13 protein-coding genes and 1 tRNA gene are annotated in these 18,149 nt (G+C 71.8%); 11 read left to right on the forward strand and 3 right to left on the reverse strand.

The annotated features are described in order from the left end of the window. Positions 1-11: 11 nt before the first annotated feature. The 7 genes from galU to SOM35_RS16290 all read left to right on the forward strand — a co-directional run bounded on the left by galU (position 12) and on the right by SOM35_RS16290 (position 6,795). On the forward strand, positions 12-902 hold the full coding sequence (gene galU / locus SOM35_RS16260; RefSeq protein WP_111073746.1) for a UTP--glucose-1-phosphate uridylyltransferase GalU: 891 nt from the start codon (positions 12-14) through the stop codon (positions 900-902). Positions 903-991: 89 nt separating this feature from the next. After that, positions 992-1,651, forward strand: coding sequence for a GNAT family N-acetyltransferase (locus SOM35_RS16265; protein ID WP_111074169.1), 660 nt, complete (start codon positions 992-994; stop codon positions 1,649-1,651). A gap of 139 nt (positions 1,652-1,790) precedes the next feature. Then, complete coding sequence (locus SOM35_RS16270) at positions 1,791-2,897, forward strand: hypothetical protein (protein ID WP_320516186.1); 1,107 nt, start codon at positions 1,791-1,793, stop codon at positions 2,895-2,897. A gap of 75 nt (positions 2,898-2,972) precedes the next feature. Beyond that, positions 2,973-3,048: transfer RNA gene (locus SOM35_RS16275), tRNA-Ala, on the forward strand. 169 nt (positions 3,049-3,217) lie between these two features. After that, positions 3,218-5,128, forward strand: coding sequence for a hypothetical protein (locus SOM35_RS16280; protein WP_320516187.1), 1,911 nt, complete (start codon positions 3,218-3,220; stop codon positions 5,126-5,128). Between the two features lie 97 nt (positions 5,129-5,225). Beyond that, complete coding sequence (locus SOM35_RS16285) at positions 5,226-5,660, forward strand: VOC family protein (RefSeq protein ID WP_320516188.1); 435 nt, start codon at positions 5,226-5,228, stop codon at positions 5,658-5,660. Positions 5,661-5,733: 73 nt separating this feature from the next. Further along, the gene (locus SOM35_RS16290) at positions 5,734-6,795 is read left to right on the forward strand and encodes an amidase domain-containing protein (RefSeq protein WP_320516189.1); all 1,062 of its coding nucleotides are present in this window, start codon (positions 5,734-5,736) and stop codon (positions 6,793-6,795) included. 103 nt (positions 6,796-6,898) lie between these two features. On the opposite strand, the gene SOM35_RS16295 is transcribed toward SOM35_RS16290, so the two are convergent. Then, positions 6,899-8,173 carry a hypothetical protein gene (locus SOM35_RS16295; protein ID WP_320516190.1) on the reverse strand — a complete coding sequence of 425 codons (1,275 nt, stop codon included), beginning with the start codon at positions 8,171-8,173 and terminating at the stop codon, positions 6,899-6,901. A gap of 116 nt (positions 8,174-8,289) precedes the next feature. On the opposite strand from SOM35_RS16295, the gene SOM35_RS16300 reads away from it, so the two are divergent. Continuing rightward, positions 8,290-9,141: an alpha/beta fold hydrolase gene (locus SOM35_RS16300; protein WP_221850493.1), complete on the forward strand. Its 852-nt coding sequence runs from the start codon at positions 8,290-8,292 to the stop codon at positions 9,139-9,141. 189 nt (positions 9,142-9,330) lie between these two features. Here SOM35_RS16300 and SOM35_RS16305 read toward each other — a convergent pair whose 3' ends face one another. Next, complete coding sequence (locus tag SOM35_RS16305) at positions 9,331-11,328, reverse strand: glycoside hydrolase family 2 protein (protein WP_320516191.1); 1,998 nt, start codon at positions 11,326-11,328, stop codon at positions 9,331-9,333. Positions 11,329-11,640: 312 nt separating this feature from the next. Here SOM35_RS16305 and SOM35_RS16310 point away from each other — a divergent pair, with 312 nt between their 5' ends. Genes SOM35_RS16310 through SOM35_RS16320 form a run of 3 tightly spaced genes read left to right on the forward strand, consistent with a single transcriptional unit; the run spans position 11,641 to position 16,510 of the window. Next, the gene (locus tag SOM35_RS16310) at positions 11,641-13,230 is read left to right on the forward strand and encodes a glycosyltransferase (RefSeq protein WP_320516192.1); all 1,590 of its coding nucleotides are present in this window, start codon (positions 11,641-11,643) and stop codon (positions 13,228-13,230) included. After that, positions 13,227-15,299 (forward strand): right-handed parallel beta-helix repeat-containing protein, encoded by a 2,073-nt coding sequence (locus tag SOM35_RS16315; RefSeq protein WP_320516193.1) that lies wholly within the window; start codon positions 13,227-13,229, stop codon positions 15,297-15,299. The genes SOM35_RS16310 and SOM35_RS16315 overlap by 4 nt, the downstream gene beginning before the upstream one ends. 5 nt (positions 15,300-15,304) lie before the next feature. Beyond that, positions 15,305-16,510 carry a right-handed parallel beta-helix repeat-containing protein gene (locus SOM35_RS16320; protein WP_320516194.1) on the forward strand — a complete coding sequence of 402 codons (1,206 nt, stop codon included), beginning with the start codon at positions 15,305-15,307 and terminating at the stop codon, positions 16,508-16,510. On the opposite strand, the gene SOM35_RS16325 is transcribed toward SOM35_RS16320, so the two are convergent. Next, on the reverse strand, positions 16,511-17,989 hold the full coding sequence (locus tag SOM35_RS16325) for a CHAD domain-containing protein (RefSeq protein ID WP_320516195.1): 1,479 nt from the start codon (positions 17,987-17,989) through the stop codon (positions 16,511-16,513). Positions 17,990-18,149: the final 160 nt, after the last annotated feature.

Here is an 18,149-nt window from a genome sequence, read left to right on the forward strand (position 1 = left end):
ACGGTCGCTGCATGGGCTTCCAGATTTCGAAGGCCGTGATCCCCGCTGCAGGGCTGGGCACGCGCTTCCTCCCCGCGACCAAGGCGATGCCGAAGGAGATGCTCCCCGTCGTCGACAAGCCGGCCATCCAGTACGTCGTGGAAGAGGCCGTGGACGCGGGTCTCACCGACGTCCTCATGATCACCGGGCGCAACAAGAACGCGCTCGAGAACCACTTCGACCACGTGTCCGAACTCGAGGAGACCCTCCGGAAGAAGGGCGACCACGAGAAGCTGCAGAAGGTCAACCAGTCGACCGATCTCGCGGACATGCACTACGTCCGGCAGGGCGACCCGCTCGGCCTCGGCCACGCGGTGCTCCGCGCGAAGATGCACGTCGGCCGCGAGCCGTTCGCCGTGCTCCTCGGCGACGACATCATCGACGCCCGTGACCCGCTGCTGAAGCGCATGATCGAGGTCCAGGGCGAGAAGAACGCCACGATCGTCGCCCTCCTCGAGGTCCCGGAGTCGCAGACCCACCTCTACGGCATCGCGACGGTCGAGCCGACCGACACCGACGACGTCGTGAAGATCACCGGCCTGGTCGAGAAGCCGGCGCAGGGCGAGGCCCCCTCGAACCTGGCCATCATCGGCCGCTACGTGATCCGCCCCGAGGTCTTCGACGTCCTCGAGAAGCAGGAGCCCGGCAAGGGCGGCGAGATCCAGCTGACCGACGCGCTCATGAAGATGGCCAGCGCCGAGGAATGGACAGGGGGCGTGTACGGCGTCGTGTTCCGTGGACGCCGCTACGACACCGGTGACAAACTCGACTACATCAAGGCGATCGTGCAGCTCGCCTCGGACCGTGCGGACCTCGGGCCGGACCTCAAGTCCTGGCTCAAGGAGTTCAACGCGGGCGAATGAGTCGACCCATCCCGCACGGGTCCGGTGCACCCGGGCCCGTGCGGGACACCCGTCCCGACGAGATCGGGACCCCGGAGGAACCAGAAGCGATGACGACGATCCCGACCCTCACCCACGGGCGGGTCACCATCCGCCCCCTCCGGGTCCGTGACTCCCGCGACCTCGACCTCGCGCTCGCCGGCAACCGCTCCTGGCTCCGCACCTGGGAGGCGACGAACCCCTCCGGCATGGCGTCCTCGGACGTCCGCGGGAGCATCCGAGCACTGCAGGCGAACGCCCGGGCCGGGTTGGGCCTCCCGTTCGCGATGGAACTGGACGGTCGGTTCGTCGGTCAGCTCAACGTGTCCGGGATCACGTACGGCTCGCTCGCCAGCGCGTCGATCGGGTACTGGGTCGTGCAGGACGCGGCCGGCCACAACGTGACCCCGACCGCGGTCGCCCTGGCAGCGGACCACTGCTTCCGCGTCGTCGGCATCCACCGTCTCGAGATCTGCATCCGTCCGGAGAACGCGCCGAGCCTCCGCGTCGTCGAGAAGCTCGGTTTCCGGTACGAGGGTCTCCGTCGCCGGTACATCCACATCAACGGCGACTGGCGGGACCACTTCTGTTTCGGTCTCGTCGGCGAAGAGGTACGTGACGGCGTCCTCGACCGCTGGGTCCGCGGGCAGGTCCCGCTCGGCACCGGGCGCGTGCCCGAGGACGCCTGGGACGAAGCGGCCGTGCCGCTCCCCGTCTCGCCGCATGGCTGAGCCGGTCCGCAGCCGCCGGTCCTCCTGACACGGCTGTCGGTCGGGAGGCCCGCCCTCCGTCCGACGGATCCGTCACGACTCGCTCGACACGCTCCCGGCAATGGGCGTCCCGGCGGTGCGCTCCCCCTACCGTTGCCCCATGGGATTCGGGACCTGGGGCGGCGGCGTCGTGCTGCTCGTGGCGGCAGTGCTCTGGGTCGTGTACCTGATGCCCGCGTGGGCAGCGAGACGCGAGTACCTGGCGACCGAGCGGAACGCCATCCGACTGCAGCAGACCCTCCGCATCCTGGCGCAGACCGCCGAGCTGCCGGACGAGGTGCGGGTCGAGATGAACGCGAAGTCCCTCGCCGAGGCGCAGCGCGTCGCCCGGTCGGAAGAGGCCAAGCGCGCCGCCATCGTCCGCGCCCACGAGGCCGCACGGCAGCGCGAGATCACCCGTCGTCTGGCAGCCCAGGCGCCCGTCCTCGAGCAGGTGTCCTCCGTGCCCGCACTGACCGCGATGCGGATGCGTCGCTCCCGCCTCGGTGCCACGATCCTCGGCACGCTCGGACTCGTCACGGCACTCGTCGTCCTGGTCGCCGCGCCCGGGGCCTGGATCCTCGCCGTCGCCGGACTGGTCGCGGCCGGGGGGTCCGCCGCGGTGCTCGCGCAACTGCAGCAGGTGGCGACCGCACGGCGTCGTCGGGCCGCAGCCGGTGCGCCGGAGCAGCGTCGTGCCTCCCGTCCGGCCAGCACCTGGACCGACCCCGCACCGCCCCTGTCGACCGAGCAGCCCGAGGCCGCGCCGGCCGAACGCACCTGGACACCCGGAGCCGTCCCGAAGCCGCTGTACGTGCAGGCCCCGGTCGCGCCCGAGCCGTCGCCGGAGTCGTCGGCCGAGCTCGCCGCGCGGCTGCGGGAGCGGGTCGCGAAGGCGAAGGCCGAGGCCGAGGCCGAAGCCGCTGCGATCCGGGCCGGCGAGTCCGACCCGTCGCTCGCACGGGTGTCGCGGATGCGGGCCGACGTCGAGGAGGCCGCGGCGGCACTGTCGTCGCACGACCAGGGACGGCTGGCGGAGCGGCTCGGCCTGCGGGCGGCGCCGGCGGCCGGCCCGGAGGTGGCGTCCGACCCGGAGGCGACTGGGTCCGCACCCGAGCCCGAGGCCCCGTCCGCGCCGAGCCGCTGGGCCGGGATGGGTGTGATCGGCGACGACGCGTACGGGCAGACCGACCTCGACGCGATCATGCGTCGACGTCGCGCCGTCTGACCGGTAGCGGCACGCCCGACCGCCGCGGCCCGATTTCGGATCGCTGCACCGCGGTGCTATCGTGGTCGAGCACTTGGGGCTATGGCGCAGTTGGTAGCGCGTCTCGTTCGCAATGAGAAGGTCAGGGGTTCGAATCCCCTTAGCTCCACCAAGAAGCAGCACGATCCACCACAGGCTCGGAACCGCCCGGTTCCGGGCCTGACGTGTTCGTGCCCTCGGTACCCGGCTTCCCACAGGTCCCGTCCTGGGGCTGTCGGCGCGTCACACCCTGCGCCTAGACTCCTGCTGCGCCCGGACCGGGCAGACACCAGGGGAGTGCCATGCACCGCTTCACACGAGCGCTCGCGACCATCGCAGCCGCGGCCGTCGTCTCTGTCGGACTCGTCGTCGTCCCGGTCGCGTCGGCCTCCGCCGTGGTGCCGACCACACCCGTCGCGGCCGGGACGACGGGCACGGCCGCTGCGGCGACGACCGCTCCGGCCTACGGGCGCTACACGCCACTCGCCGCACCGACCGTCTGGACCGGCACCGCCCGCACGACGCCGACGACGGTGACGCTACCGGGCATCCCCGCGTCGGCGACCGCCGCGACACTCGTCGTGCAGGTCGCCGCGCCCTCCGCGGCCGGCGTGGTCTCGGTGGTGCCGGTGGGCAGCACCGCGCGCCCGCCGCTGCAGGACTACGTCCGCGGCCGGACGGTCGCCGGCAGCACGACCGTCGCGGTCTCCGGCGGGCGTGTGCAGGTCGTGCTCTCCGCCGGCACGGCGACCGTCTCGCTGGTCGTCGCCGGCTCGTACGGCAGCAGCGGTTCCACCTACACGCCCGTGACGCCCACGGCGCTGCTCGCCGGCAACGTCGCGGCGACGACGCCCACCACCGTCCAGGTCACCGGTCGTGCCGGTGTCCCGGCCGGGGCGACCGCCGCGGTCCTCGACGTCCGGGTCAGCAACCCCGCAGCGGCCGGCAGCGTCAGCATCACCCCGCAGGGGGTGGCCGACCGAGCCGCCGTCACCCAGGCGTTCCCGGCGAAGGGGCTGTCGATCACGAACACCGCGACCGTCCGGCTGCCCGCCAGCGGCGCCGTCGACGTGCGCACCTCCGGGGTCGCCTCGGGTGTCACCGTGACCGTCGCCGGCTACTGGTCGACGAGCACGTCCGGACTGGTGTTCGTCCCGGCGGACGGGGCACGGGTCGCGTCGGTCGCCGTGAAGTCGACCCTGCAGCAGGTGCGGGTCGCGGGCGCTGGCGGCGTCCCGCTGACTGCGCGGGCTGCGGTCCTCACCGCCCGGACCACGGGGCTCTCCGCCGCCGGCTGGTTCCACGTCGGTTCCGTCGGCGCGGTCGTCGCTTCGACACAGGTGGTCGCCAAGTCGCAGTCGCTCGCCGGGACCGCGTCGGTGCCGATCGCACCGACCGGCACCGTGCAGGTTCGTGCGAAGGCCGGCACCGGTACGGTGAACCTGGACGCGGTCGGCTACTTCGTCGACGGGTCCTCCGGCGTCGGCACCGGGGCGGACGTGTCCTGGCCGCAGTGCGGTTCGGCCCTGCCCACCGACCACGCGTTCGGCATCGTCGGGGTGAACGGCGAGCTCGCGAACACCACGAACCCGTGCCTGAGCAGCCAGCTCTCCTGGGCGGCACTCGCCGCCGGTGGCACGGCCCAGCCGACAGCCCAGCTCTACGTCCTCTTCGCCAACCCCGCCGCCGCGGCCGCCTCGGCCTGGCCGACGTCGAACACCTTCAAGGGGTACGCCCCGAAGAACCCGTACGGGTCGTGCTCGACCCGTGACGGCGGGAAGCCGCAGAACAGCCCGGCGTGCTCGTTCCTCTACGGGTACGCCCTCGGCGGCGACGACACGACGAAGCGCGGGGTCGCGACCCCCGGCTCGCACCGCTGGTGGATCGACGTCGAGACGCAGTTCTCCCACCAGGCCGACACCAGCCTGAACCGGACCGTGCTCGAGGGCATGATCGCCGGGCTGCAGAGCGGCGGAGCGACGACCATCGGGTTCTACTCGACGTCCAGCCAGTGGGCGACCGTCGCCGGCGTCGTCCCGAAGACCAGTACGGCGTACGGCCGCAGCAGCTGGATCGCCATCGGTCCGGGCACGCTCGCGGCAGCCCAGAAGGCGTGCTCCGGTGCGGGACTGGCGGGTGGGAAGACCGTGATGACCCAGTACGTCACCGCGTTCGGGTCGACGACGATCGACCGCGACGTCTCCTGCACCTGATCCAGCCGGGTCCGGCCGTGCTCGTGCGTCGTCGTCGAGCGTCCTTGCGGCCGCCCGAGCTCGCTGGCACGATGAGCCCCGGACGAAGGAGCCCATCATGACCTCACGACTGAACCCGTACCTCGGCTTCCGCGACGACGCCCGGCAGGCGCTGGAGTTCTACCACTCGGTGTTCGGTGGGGTCCTCCGTATCGGCACGTTCGCCGAGATGGGTGCCGTGCAGGACCCGGCGGACGCCGACAAGGTCATGCACGGCCAGCTCGAGACGACGCGGGGCTACGCGCTCATGGCGTCGGACACCCCGTCGTCGATGAGCCGGTCGGAGACGAACAACATCTCGATGTCGCTCTCGGGTGACGGCGACGACGCTGACGACCTCCGCGGCTACTTCACGGCGCTCTCCGACGGCGGGACCGTGCTCGAGCCGTTGACCCAGGCGCCGTGGGGTGACGAGTTCGGCATGGCGACGGACCGGTTCGGCGTGACCTGGCTCGTCAACATCACCGCGACGCAGCCGACCCCTGACGCCTGACCGGGGGCTTCCGTGCGGGGCGGCCGAGTCGGTCGGCAGATCTCCGACCGCGTCGCCTAGCCTGGGACACGTCATGACTGCCCCGATCACGCGCCGCACCCTCCTGTCCCTCGCCGGCATCACCGGTGTCGGCTTCGTCGCCGCTGCCTGCTCGTCGGACGGACCGGGTGCCGGGTCGTCCTCGGCGGCTCGCGGTTCCGGCGCTGCGGGCTCGGGGGGCGCCTCCAGCCCGACGGAGGAGGCTGCCGCGAAGCCGACCGCCACGTCCGTGCGGCCTGCGGAGGTCCCGCTCGCCGGCGGTGTCACCGTGACGGTCACCGGCACCGGGCTGGCCTCGGTGGCGGGCGTCACGGTCGGCGGTGTCGCCGCACGCGACGTGTCGGCCACCGCCACGACGGTCACCTTCACGGCCCCGCACCAGGCGATGTACACGGCGGGATCGGCGGACGTCGCACTGTTCACGACCGCGGTCCGTCCGGTGCCCTCGGCGAACCAGACTTCGGACGGCAACGGCAGCGCGGCCAACGACGGCCAGGTCGGTGCGACCCAGGACTCCACGACGGCGACGCCCACCCCGACGACGGCTGCCGTGCCGGATGCGAGTTCCGCGGTCGCGACCACGACGGTGGCCTACGCCGCGAAGACCGACGTCGACCGGCAGCTGCAGTACGCCATGCGGCACTGGTCGGACTACAACACCGCCGAGTACGGCACGATGAACCCGATCGGCGGGGACTGCGCGAACTACGTGAACCAGACGCTGCAGGCCCGCGGGTGGCAGCAGCGCAGCGACTGGTACAACCGGGCCGGTGGCGCGGAGCACTCCGCCACCTGGACCTACTGCCCGGCGATGGACCCGTGGCTCGACCAGAACGCGTCGACGTTCGGGTTGACGCGGCGGACGTCCGACGAGCGACAGCACGTCAAGGTCGGCGACATCGTCATGTTCGACTGGAACGCGAACGGCTCGCCGGATCACACGACCATCGTGTCCGAGGTGTTCACCGAGTCCGACGGCACGATCCGCATCAAGTCGGCGAGCCACAACCAGGACGGGCCGTACCGCGACCTCGACGAGATGATCACCGTGCAGCACCCGGGCGGCACCGCCTGGTTCCACACGTTCGACGCGTAGAAGGCCCGACGTCACCCGACGGGGCGCGCCTGGAGCACCCGACGCGGAGCGCGCCCGAAGCACCCAGCGCGGGGCGCGCCGGAGCCACCCGACGCGGGGCGCGTCAGGGGAACCCGAGGAACCAGAGCAGCACGACCGCGACGGCCTGCAGGCACACGCCCGTGACGAGCCAGCCGACCGCCCGGCGTCGCGTCGCCAGGAACACGTCCGACCCGAGCAGCGGCGCGGCCGGCATGAGCAGCCGCGGCAGGCTCTGCTGCGGCAGGAACACCGCGACCAGGTAGGCCACGTAGGCGACGACGAAGCCGAGCACCTCCGGGCCGAGCGCCCGGACGTCCCGTCGCCCGAGGAACCACGCCGCGGCCGCGAGCACCACCACCACGAGGACGAGCCCCGCCGGCCCGAGCCACCGCCCGGCCATCAGGAACCACGGCGTCAGCGGGGTGAAGTCGACCCGGCCGACGAACCCGACCCACCAGGACAGCTCCGTGTCCAGGTACGCGCCCGGGCGCCCGGTGACCGCCGACGCCACGACCGGCCAGGCGAGTCCGGCCGCGGCCACCACCAGCCCGGCGACGACGACCGCCACACGCTCCCGCCACGGGAACGTCCCACGTCCGCGCACGACGGGGGCTCCGCCAACGGGGCCACCGGCGACGGATCGGTCGGCGACCCAGCGCACGACCAGGTGCACCGCGAGCGCCACCGCCAGCGCCAGCACCCCCGGCCGGGTGAAGGCGGCGACCACCCCGAGCACCGCCACCAGCCAGTAGCACCGCCGGACCAGGGCGAGCAGCGCCCCGAACAGCAGCAGCAGGAACATGCTCTCGGCGTAGGCGACCTGCAGCAGGTACCCGGTCGCGCCGAACGCGAAGAGCGCCGTCGCCCATCGGGCACGTCGGGCATCGGCGACCGCCAGCACGAGCCGGAACAGGACCACACACGCGCCTGCACCGCAGACCGTCGCGACCAGGACCCCGGCCACCCAGAACGAGACGCCGGTCACGGACATCACCGCACGCACCACCCCGGGGAACACCGGCAGGAACGCCCACGGGTTCGGCACCACGTGGCCGGAGCCGTCGGTCGGCAGGACGCGTGGGTACCCGTGTTCGGCGATGGTCCGGTAGAAGGACGCGTCCCACGACCCGGAGAACGTCGCGAACGACGGACCGCGGCGGTACGAGGCGAAGTGCCAGCCGTTCGCGGTCGCCAGCAGGTAGACGGTGCCGAGCAGCAGCGTGCTGACCACGCGGGAGGCCAGCCACAGCAGCAGGGGAGTGGTCCACCTGCTGGAGTGTGCCTCCAGGACGGCCGTGACCGTCCGACGGAGGCGGGTCGGCGCGGAGGCCCGGGTCGTCTCCAGCAGGTCCGTCACGCGCACGATCCTCCCAGACCCGGTGGTGTCCACTCGCCGCACGACGGCCAGGCCACGTCCAGCGGCCGGGCGTTGCATCGCGGTCGTTCCCTGGACACAAACCACCTGGAGGCACCATGCCGTTCATCACCGTCGGAGCCGAGAACGGGCACGACATCGACCTGCACTACGACGACTTCGGCACTGGTGCCCCGGTCGTCCTGATCCACGGGTGGCCGCTGTCCGGCCGGTCATGGGAGGGTCAGGTCCCCGCGCTCGTCGCAGCCGGCCACCGGGTCATCGCCTACGACCGTCGCGGCTTCGGCCAGTCGTCGCAGCCGTGGGGCGGCTACGACTACGACACGTTCGCCGCGGACCTCGACAAGCTGATCACCGAGCTCGGCCTCTCGGACGTCACCCTCATCGGGTTCTCGATGGGCGGCGGCGAACTCGCCCGCTACGTCTCCACCTACGGCACCGGCAAGGTCGCCAAGCTCGTCTTCGCCAGCGCGGTGCCGCCGTACCTGTGGAAGTCGGACGAGAACCCGGACGGCGGCGTCGACCAGGGCCTGGCGGACTGGTTCGCGAACGGCATCACCGGCGACCGTCCGGCGTTCCTGCACGAGTTCGTCGACAAGTTCTACACGGCCGGCGGCACGGTGTCGTTGACGCACAAGCCGCTCGTCAGCGATGACCAGCGCGCCTACGACCTGGCGATCGCGGAGCTCGCGTCGCCGAAGGGCACGCTCGACTGCACCGTCGCGTTCGCGACGACGGACTTCCGGGACGACCTGACGAAGGTGGACGTGCCGACGCTCGTCATCCACGGTGACGCCGACGGGATCGTCCCGTTCGAGGTCTCCGGCAAGCGGACCGCCGAGGCGATCCCGAACGCGCAGGTCCACGTCATCGAGGGTGGGCCGCACGGCGTCCTCGCGTCGCACCGCGACGAGTGGAACGAGGCGGTGCTGCGCTTCCTGGCGCAGTAGCCGGATCGCTGCACGGCGGCGGCCCGCCGGGCTGTCGTGATGACGGACGGGAGGCCCGTGACCAGCTGGTCGCGGGCCTCCCGTCCGTCGTCGTGTCCGGGTCCGTCGTCGGTTCCTGGTCCGGTGCCGGTGCCGGTGCCGGTTCCGGTGCCGGTTCCGGTCCTGTGCTCGGATCGGGTCCGGGGTCGGTCAGTGTCCGAGGACCGCCCGGCGGATCCGCTCGATGGGCTCCTTCGGGGTCCGGTCCGCGTTGAGGAGCCCGTTCGTCTCCTGCATCGTGTCGGTGAGCTGCGTCCAGCAGCTGCCGGCCAGGAACGAACTCGCGCGGACGGCGTCGTACAGCGCCGTGACGCGGGCGATCCAGTCGTCGCCGTCCGCCGCCGTCGTGTAGCCCCACGCGTCGTCGCGCTGCGCGACGGGTTGGTGGTTCACCCCGCCGAACTCGGTCAACATCACCGGCTGCCCACGGTCCACCGCGCCGCCCACCAGGATCAGCCGGTCGGCCGGCCCGAGGCCCGCGAGCAGACGGGTCCGAGCCGCGTCGTCGGCGTAGGTCTGCGCCAGACGGTCGCCATTGCCCTCGTAGTCGTGCACCGAGAGGATGTCCGAGTCCGGGTGCTCCCAGCCGTCGTTGGAGATCACCGGCCGGGTCGCGTCGAGAGCCCGGGTGACGTCTGCCAGCGCTCGGGCGTAGGCCTGCTGCGCCGGATCGGTGGCGATGTGCTGGACGCCCCAGCTCTCGTTCGCCGGCACCCAGGTCACGATCGAGGGGTGGGAGGCATCGCGCTCCACGGCGTCCATCCACTCGCGCATCAGCCGCTGCACCGCGGTGGGCGAGAACGCGTAGGCGCCGGGGGCTTCGCCCCAGACCATCAGGCCCAGTCGATCCGCCCAGTACAGGAAGCGCGGGTCCTCGATCTTCTGGTGGTTCCGGGCGGCGTTGAACCCGAGCTCCTTGATGAGCTCGACCTCGCGGCGGAGGGCCTGCCGCGTCGGCGCGGTCAGGTGCGAGTCCGGCCAGTAGCCCTGGTTGAGCACGCTCCGCACGTCGATGCTGCGGTCGTTGAGCAGGAACCGGCCACCGCCGATCCGCGTGGTGCGGACGCCGAAGTACGAGCTCACGGCGTCGGCGGCAGTCCCGGTCGGTGTCACCAGGGTGACGACCGCGTCCACCAGGCGTGGTGTGTCCGGGCTCCACTGCAGCTCCTGCTCCGCCTGACCGTTCGCCTGGCGGGCGATCGGCACGACCAGCTCGCACTCGTGCGCGGTCGGGCCGACGGTGGTCTCGACCGTGGCGAGGTGCTGGTCGTGCTCCGTCCAGGTCGCCTCGACCCGGAGGCGCGTGCCGGCCGGGTGCTCGCCCGTCAGCCGGACGGTCAGCCGCATCGTCTCGTGGTCGACGTTCGTCCAGCGCAGCGAGTGGATCGCGGTCGTCGGGACGGCCTCGAGCCAGACGGTCTGCCAGATCCCGGTGGTGCGGCGGTACCAGATGTCGTGCGCCTGCTCGTGCCAGTCCTGCTTGCCGCGGGGCTGGGTGAGGTCGTGCGGGTCGTCCTCGGCGCGGACCACGAGGGTGTGGGACGTCGTGCCGCCGGTGCCGGTGCTACCGGTGTCGGTGCCGGAGTTGCCGGTCCCGGTCCCGGTCCCGGCGTCGGTGCCGGAGTTGCCGGTCCCGGTCCCGGCGTCGGTGCCGGAGTTGCCGGTCCCGGTCCCGGTGTCGGTGTCGGTGTCGCCGTCGGTGTTCGGGGCGCCGGCGAGCGCCTCGGTCACGTCGAGGGTGAAGGGGGTGTGACCGCCCTCGTGCTCGCCGATGAACTGCCCGTCGATCCAGACCCGCGCCCGGTGGTCGACCGCGCCGAAGTGCACCAGCACGCGAGGTGCGTCCGCCCCGAACCCGGCCGCAGTCAGGTCCGCCGCCGTGATCTGCCGCGAGTACCAGACCACCGGGTGGAAGCCCGGCTCGTCGATGCCCGAGGCGACGGACTCCGGTGGGAACGGCACCCGGATGTCGCGAGCGTCCGGGAACCCGTTCCGCCACGCGGGGTCGTCGCCGGTGTTGCGGAAGGACCAGGTGCCGTCGAGGTCCGCCCAGCGGGAGCGCATCATCTGCGGACGCGGGTACTCGCCGTCCTGACGACTGGCGAGCGGGAGGACGGGAGCGGCGTCGTTGCCGAGGTGCGCGTTCATGACCCCATGCTGGCGGACGCGGTACATCGTTGTACAGGGGGTGGAGTCGGCCGTTCCGCGGTCGTGCGGGCTGCCGGAACCCGCAGACCGCACAGGTCCGGAAAGCGCGAGTCCCGCACTCCCGCAGTGGCTTGCGCGAACGCGCAAGAGTGCCCCGCAGCCCCTTGTCGCGTGGTCGGCGCTCCGCCTAGCGTCCTCAGCACGACGCCGTACCGACCGTCGTTCGAGCCACCCACTCGCCGACCGTCCGCGCCCGGCCACCCACCGAGCGCCCCGGATCATCCACCCTGCCAGTCCGAAGGACCCGAACCCATGGACACCCTGGCCGCGCTCGCCGCATCCCAGACATCGACCCAGGTCGTCATCGACCAGCTCGTCGCCTTCGGCCACGAAGCCCTCAAGTACGTGCCCGTCGGCATCGCCGGTGTGATCGTGTGGGCCCTGTGGCTCTACCGCGTCGTGCTGTCGGCGCGGGCGAAGCCGGTGGTCAACGGCTTCCGCACCACGACCTCCGTCGTCGTGCCGAGCTACCACGAGGACCCCGACATCCTGCTCCGTTGCCTCGACTCCTGGCGCTCGCAGAACCCCGACGAGATCATCATCGTGCTCGACGTCGCCGACACCGAGGCGTACCAGCGCATCGTCGCCGTGGGTGACCCGACCGTGAAGCCGGTCCTGTTCCACCATGTCGGCAAGCGCAGCGCCCTCGGCCAGGGCATCCGGCTCGCGCGGTACGACGTCGTGGTCCTCGTCGACTCCGACACCAGCTGGGAGCCGGGACTGCTCGAGAACGTGCAGATGCCCTTCGTTGACACCACCGTGGGTGGTGTCGGGACGCAGCAGAACGTGTACCAGCGGAACTCGAGCATCTGGCGGATCATCGCCGACTGGCTCGTCAACCTGCGCTACTTCAACTACGTGCCCGCCATGGGTGCCGCCGGGGCGGTGCCGTGCCTCTCCGGACGCACCGCCGCGTACCGTCGCTCGGCCGTCCTGCCCGTGCTCGACAACCTCGAGAACGAGTTCTTCCTCGGCCGCCGCTGCGTCGCCGGCGACGACGGCCGTCTCACCTGGCTGGTGCTCGCCTCGGGCTTCAAGACCGTGCACCAGGAGAGCGCCAAGGCCCTCTCGATGTTCCCGGCCACCGGCAAGGCGTTCTTCAAGCAGCGCATCCGCTGGAGCCGCAACTCGTACCGCACCTACCTGACGGCCATCGCCAAGGGCTGGATCTGGCGCGTGCCCTTCGTCACGAAGATCACCGTCCTGCAGATCATCCTGACCCCCGTCACCATGGGCATCACCATGTGGTATCTGCTGTTCAGCCGCCTGGAACTCAGCATCGTCGGTGCGGCGTTCACCATCGCCTGGCTGCTCGCCGGTCGTGCCGTCCGTGGGTTCTCCAACCTGCGCCGTCACCCGCTCGACCTCTTCGTCCTGCCGATCTTGGCGATCGTGGTGATCGTCATCGCCCTGCCGATCAAGGTGTTCTCGTTCATCACGATGAACAAGCAGGGGTGGCTGACCCGGCATGCCGACCAGATGGGTGGCGACGGACAGACCGCGGCGACCCTCGACGGTCCCGCATCGCGCCCGGCGGTCCAGACCACACCGGTCCAGACCACACCGGCCCCGACGCCGGCACCGATCCCGGCTCCGGCCTTCGCCATGGCGGGAGCGCCCGAGATGGCCATGGCCTCTGCGGGAGCACCCGCGATGGCCATGTCCCCGGCGGGATCACCGGAGACCTCCTCGATCGCGACGCCGACACCGACGGCACCCGTCTCGGAGGCCCCGGCCACCGCTTCCCAGCCGACCGAGGCAGCGACCGCGACCACGTCGGGGACGCAGCGGGCGTCGCAGCCGGCAGCGGGCCTCCAGGGCGGAGAGGTGGCAGCAGCATGAGCACCGACCTGACCCCCACCACGTCCACCCGTCGTCGCCGTCGTATCGCGACCGCGTCCGCGCTCGTCCTGACGCTCGCCGGCGTCGGCGCTCTGACGCTGCCCACCGCAGCCCAGGCCGCGACCACCGGGTCCACCTCGACCGCGGTCGAGTCCTCCGTCGTCACGGGCAAGGCCTACCCGGGCAGCCCGAACAAGGAGGCGAAGCTCGTCGCCGCCGAGAACGAACGCATCTACAACGTGCGCGCGCTCGCATCGGCAGCCCGGTGGAGCGGCCTCGTGACCACCAAGCCCTACCGACTCGCCACGGGCAGCTCGTACACCCTGGTGCTCGTCGCCCGAGGCTCGGCGTACACCGTCAACGACCTCAAGCAGCTCGCGCCCTCGACGTTCGTCAAGCAGCCGGACGGGTCGTACCTGCTCAGCGAGAACATCGTCGTCGAGAACGGCGCGACCCTGCAGCTCGCCAGCCCCGACGGCCTGCACATCCACATGGAGAGCGACGACCGCGGCTTCGTGTCGATCGTCACGCAGGCCGGAGCGCTGCAGATCGCCGGGTCGGCCAAGGCGCCCGTCATCATCGACTCGTGGGACCCGCAGGCCGGCAAGGTCGACACCGACACCACCGACGGCCGTGCCTACGTCCGAGTCCAGGGCGGGACCGCGACGCTGAGCTACGCGTCGTTCCGTGACCTCGGCTTCTGGAGTGGCACGACCGGCGGCGTCTCGCTCACCGGCACCGACCTGTCCACGCTCGACACCGCGTCCGGCACCCAGACGGCGAAGACCCTGCGCACCACGAAGGACGTCTTCGGCACCACCCTGCTGCCGACCGGTGCTGTCGACGGGACCACCCCGGGCGAGAGCACGGCCGCCGGGTCCTACAGTTTCGTCTCGGCGAAGATCCAGCACACCGAGTTCGACGGCAACGCGTACGGCCTGTTCCTCACGAGTGCGGACGGCGTCGTCATGTCGGACTCGACCATCGAGAACTCGCTCATCGACGGACTCGTGCTCCACCGGTACGTGACGAACAGCACGCTGTCGTCCGTCGACTCGCACGACAACGGCGTGGACGGCATCAAGATGACCCGCGCCTCCACGGGCATCGTGCTCAGCCAGGTCACCGCGAACCGCAACGGTCGCAACGGCATCACGCTGAACGGTGGGGCGCTCGCCGACGGTCCGAACGCCGTCGGCATGCCGACCGGCGACTACGGCAACAACTCCCTGACCGACAGCACCGCGTCCGACAACGGGCGGTACGGTGTCGAGGTGCTCGGTGGCGAGAACGTCAAGGTCAGCGGCTCCACGATGGACGGCAACCGGATGGGCATCGTCGTCGGTCAGGACGCCGTGAAGACCACCGTGCGCAACAACGTCATCAAGGGCTCGACCCAGAACGGCATCTCGGTGCTCGACGGTGTGCGGGCCTCGGAGGTCAGCGACAACACGATCGCGGGCGCCGACATCGGGATCTACAGCCGGGCGTCCGACGCGGATGTGGACGGCAACGAGATCTCCGGCGCGCGGACCCACGGTGTGACCGTGGTCGGTGCTTCGAAGGGCACGACCGTGACCGACAACTCGGTGTCCGGCCGCGGACCGAGCGCCATCGACCTGGCACGGTCCGACGAGGCGGTTCAGCACGGCAACACCACGACCGGGTGGCACTCCACCAAGCCGCTGCTCGTGACGCTGCGCGGGATCTTCCAGCCGCTGACCGTGCTGTGGTTGATCCTGCTGCTCATCGTCGTGGTCGCCGCCATCGGTGGTGTCATCCGCGGCCGTCGAGGCGAGGCCCGCGAGCACCCGTACGCCAAGCTCGCACCGCTGTCCTCGTTCACCCGTGGTGTCGTCGACCCGACCACGCTGGGCCTCCCCGCGTCGCCGATCTCGTCGCCGATGGCCGAAGCCGCCGCGGACCAGATCGGCACGGACCGGGTCCGCACGGACGGGGTCAGCACGGACCGGGTCGGCACGGACCACGACGGCAGCCGGCATGCAGCCCACGCCGCACGGTCCGACGGCACCGACGTCGATGCGGCGCTCGCCGCGGCGGCCCGGTGACGCGGATGACGAACCTCTTCGAACGACATCGCGTCCAGATCCTGTCCGGGGTCGTCGGCCTCGTCGCCGGAGCCGTGATCGTCGGCGGGATCTGGGGTGTCAGCGCAGCGGTGCGCGGCCCCGAGACCGTCGCGGCACCGGCCCCCAGCTCGTCGGCGACGACCGACCCCGGCCGCGCCCCCAGTGCGAGCCGCACTCCGCAACTCGGCACCCTCGGTGACGATGGCGGATCCGACAGCGCCGGTTCCGGAGGCAGCGGGACGAGCGGCGGCACGGCGAACGGCTCCGGTGGGACCGCCACGGCTGCCCCGGCCGCGGCGTGCACGTCGCCGACCATCCGGGTCAGCACCGCGGATGCGCTCAAGTCCGCGCTCGAGGACGCCAAGGCCGGGGACGTCATCGCCCTGGCGAACGGCACCTACGACGGCACCTTCGAGGGCACCGCCACGGGCACGGCCAGCCAGCCCATCGCCCTGTGCGGGGGGAGCGGGGCCGTCCTCGACGGCGGCGACCCGTCCGACGGCTACGTCATGCACCTCGACGGCGGCGCGTACTGGACGCTGTCCGGGTTCACCGTGCAGAACGGGCAGAAGGGCGTGATGCTCGACGACACCCAGCACTCCGTCCTGCAGGGGCTGACGGTCCGGAAGATCGGCGACGAGGCGATGCACGTCCGTGCCAACAGCAGCGACAACACGGTGCGGGGCAACCACGTGTCGGAGACCGGACTCCGCAAGCCGAAGTTCGGCGAGGGCATCTACATCGGCTCGTCGAAGAACAACTGGTGCGACGTGTCCGACTGCAAGCCGGACCGCAGCGACCGCAACGTCGTGACGGAGAACACGATCACCGACACCGCGGCCGAGAACGTGGACATCAAGGAGGGGACCACCGGCGGCGTGCTGTCGGACAACTCCTTCGACGGTGCGGGCATGCAGGGGCAGAACCATGCGGACTCCTGGGTCGACGTGAAGGGGAACGGCTGGAGCGTCACCGGGAACCGCGGGGTGCACTCGATCCTCGACGGGTTCCAGACGCACGAGCTGCTGGACGGGTGGGGAACGGACAACACGTTCTCCGGCAACACCGTGGACCTCGGCAACAGCGACGGCGTGGCCTTCGCCTTCCGTCCGGTCCTCGGCAACGCGGTATCCTGCGACAACGACGTGGTCGGCTCGAACGAGTTCTCGACCACGAAGTGCACGTCCTGATCAGAGGCGAGCGAGCAACTCCCGCCCGCGCCTGAAGCGACGGTCGGCCCGCTGACGGCCGACCGTCGCCAGGGCACCGGCGGTGAAGTCCGTCCGCGGCTGCAGGGCCGTGACGGCGTGCGCGGCGTCCAGTCCATCGCCCACAGCCGCCTGAACCTTCCGGAGTCGACCGAGGTGCTGACGGCCGCTGACGAATCCGCCCGCCGCGTCGATGCCGTACCGGAGCCGTCGCGCGGCCTTGCGGGCATCGTGGAGCACCTCGAGGTCACCGGCGCGGGCTGCTGCCGTGTCCCGCACACGTCGCATACGCCGTCGTTCGCGGTGCAGCCGACGCTCGACGAAGGGACGAACGGCGTCCCCGGCCCGAGGACCGGGTGGTGCGTCGGCGATGAGTGCGTCGAGTGCGTCGAGGGCGTCGAACCACTCGGCGGATCGCAGCACCTCGTCGAAGGCGGCCACTGCCTCGCGGTGAGCCGTCGCCAGGCGACCGAGGAGCCCGGCCGACGCGGCGTCATCGACGAGTCCGACGGGCGCGCGGTCGGCCAGCGACCGCACCGTCGCGGCCAGGACCTCGGCGTCTCGGGCCACCCCGGCGGCACGTCCGACGTGGCCGAGGCTCCGTCGCACCGCTTCGGTGGCGTCGCGGTCGAGCGCTCCGCGGAACACGGCCAGCACGCTCCGGATCCGGCGGAGCGACCCGCGGAGGGTGTGCAGCGCGTCGGGCTCTCCGCGCCGGACGAGCGGGTCGATCCGGACCACGTCGGCGCGGAGCGTGGCCAGGGCATCGACGACGAACCGAGCGGCGGTGCCGGACCTCGGGCGGCGCGCTCCGGCCGGTCGAACAACGGGCGCCCGTCGGGGGACCGGCACCGGCGGCTGCTCGGACACACCAGCGCCCCGCTCGTCGCCCGCGGCCGTGCACGCCGCGTCCGCGCTCCCCGCGTCCGTGCCCTCCTCGGCCGCGTCCCGCATCGCCCGCTCCACCCCGCGGACGAGTGCGTGCTCGCTGCCGTCGTCGGCCAGCGCCCACCACCGGCCGACCCGCAGCACCGGCTCGCCCGGAGCGCCTTCGTCGACCCGGACGTCGGCGACCTCGGCACGCACGCGGCCGTCCCGACTGTGCAGCACCAGCAGGGCCGTCGTGGTGTCGCGCCGCCGGACCACGGTCAGGGGGCGACCACGGAGGTACACCGCCAGTTCCGGCACCGGGGCATCAGCCGTCCGGTCCGCCAGCTGTTCCGGGTCGTCCCCGCGGTCGATCGTCCAGGTGCCGTCCTCACTGCGCACCAGGTCGACCCCGGCGGCGGTGAGCACCCCGTCCGACGTGTCCCAGACGGTCTCACGCCCGATCACGTGCGGGACCCGTCCGACGACGTCCGCGTAGGGCTCGAGGGCGGGCAGCCGGCGCGCGTCCGGCACCCGCCACGTCAGGCGTGGGGCCGGGAAGTCGTCATCGTGGGGATCGTCTCGCTGGGGCATGCGAGTCAGTGTCGTCCGGACCACCCCAGCGCCGTGACGGTCCCCGCGAACTGTGGACAGCCTCCCGGCCAGCGTCGCCCTGTGCAGGAAGGGACGCAGCCCGCCACCGTGACCCGACGCGGCCCGGACCCGCGCCCCGACGCGGCCCGGACCCGCGACC

The sequence above is a fragment of the Curtobacterium sp. CFBP9011 genome (genome assembly GCF_034045095.1).
GTDB lineage: Bacteria > Actinomycetota > Actinomycetes > Actinomycetales > Microbacteriaceae > Curtobacterium.

Bases quoted from the DNA above. Each gene is read 5' to 3' on its own strand.
- SOM35_RS16285 (WP_320516188.1), top strand. From the start codon at position 5,226: ATGACCTCACGACTGAACCCGTACCTCGGCTTCCGCGACGACGCCCGG.
- SOM35_RS16320 (WP_320516194.1), top strand. From the start codon at position 15,305: ATGACGAACCTCTTCGAACGACATCGCGTCCAGATCCTGTCCGGGGTC.
- SOM35_RS16270 (WP_320516186.1), top strand. From the start codon at position 1,791: ATGGGATTCGGGACCTGGGGCGGCGGCGTCGTGCTGCTCGTGGCGGCA.
- SOM35_RS16300 (WP_221850493.1), top strand. From the start codon at position 8,290: ATGCCGTTCATCACCGTCGGAGCCGAGAACGGGCACGACATCGACCTG.
- SOM35_RS16305 (WP_320516191.1), bottom strand. From the start codon at position 11,328: ATGAACGCGCACCTCGGCAACGACGCCGCTCCCGTCCTCCCGCTCGCC.
- SOM35_RS16265 (WP_111074169.1), top strand. From the start codon at position 992: ATGACGACGATCCCGACCCTCACCCACGGGCGGGTCACCATCCGCCCC.
- SOM35_RS16280 (WP_320516187.1), top strand. From the start codon at position 3,218: ATGCACCGCTTCACACGAGCGCTCGCGACCATCGCAGCCGCGGCCGTC.
- SOM35_RS16310 (WP_320516192.1), top strand. From the start codon at position 11,641: ATGGACACCCTGGCCGCGCTCGCCGCATCCCAGACATCGACCCAGGTC.
- SOM35_RS16315 (WP_320516193.1), top strand. From the start codon at position 13,227: ATGAGCACCGACCTGACCCCCACCACGTCCACCCGTCGTCGCCGTCGT.
- SOM35_RS16290 (WP_320516189.1), top strand. From the start codon at position 5,734: ATGACTGCCCCGATCACGCGCCGCACCCTCCTGTCCCTCGCCGGCATC.
- SOM35_RS16325 (WP_320516195.1), bottom strand. From the start codon at position 17,989: ATGCCCCAGCGAGACGATCCCCACGATGACGACTTCCCGGCCCCACGC.
- galU (WP_111073746.1), top strand. From the start codon at position 12: ATGGGCTTCCAGATTTCGAAGGCCGTGATCCCCGCTGCAGGGCTGGGC.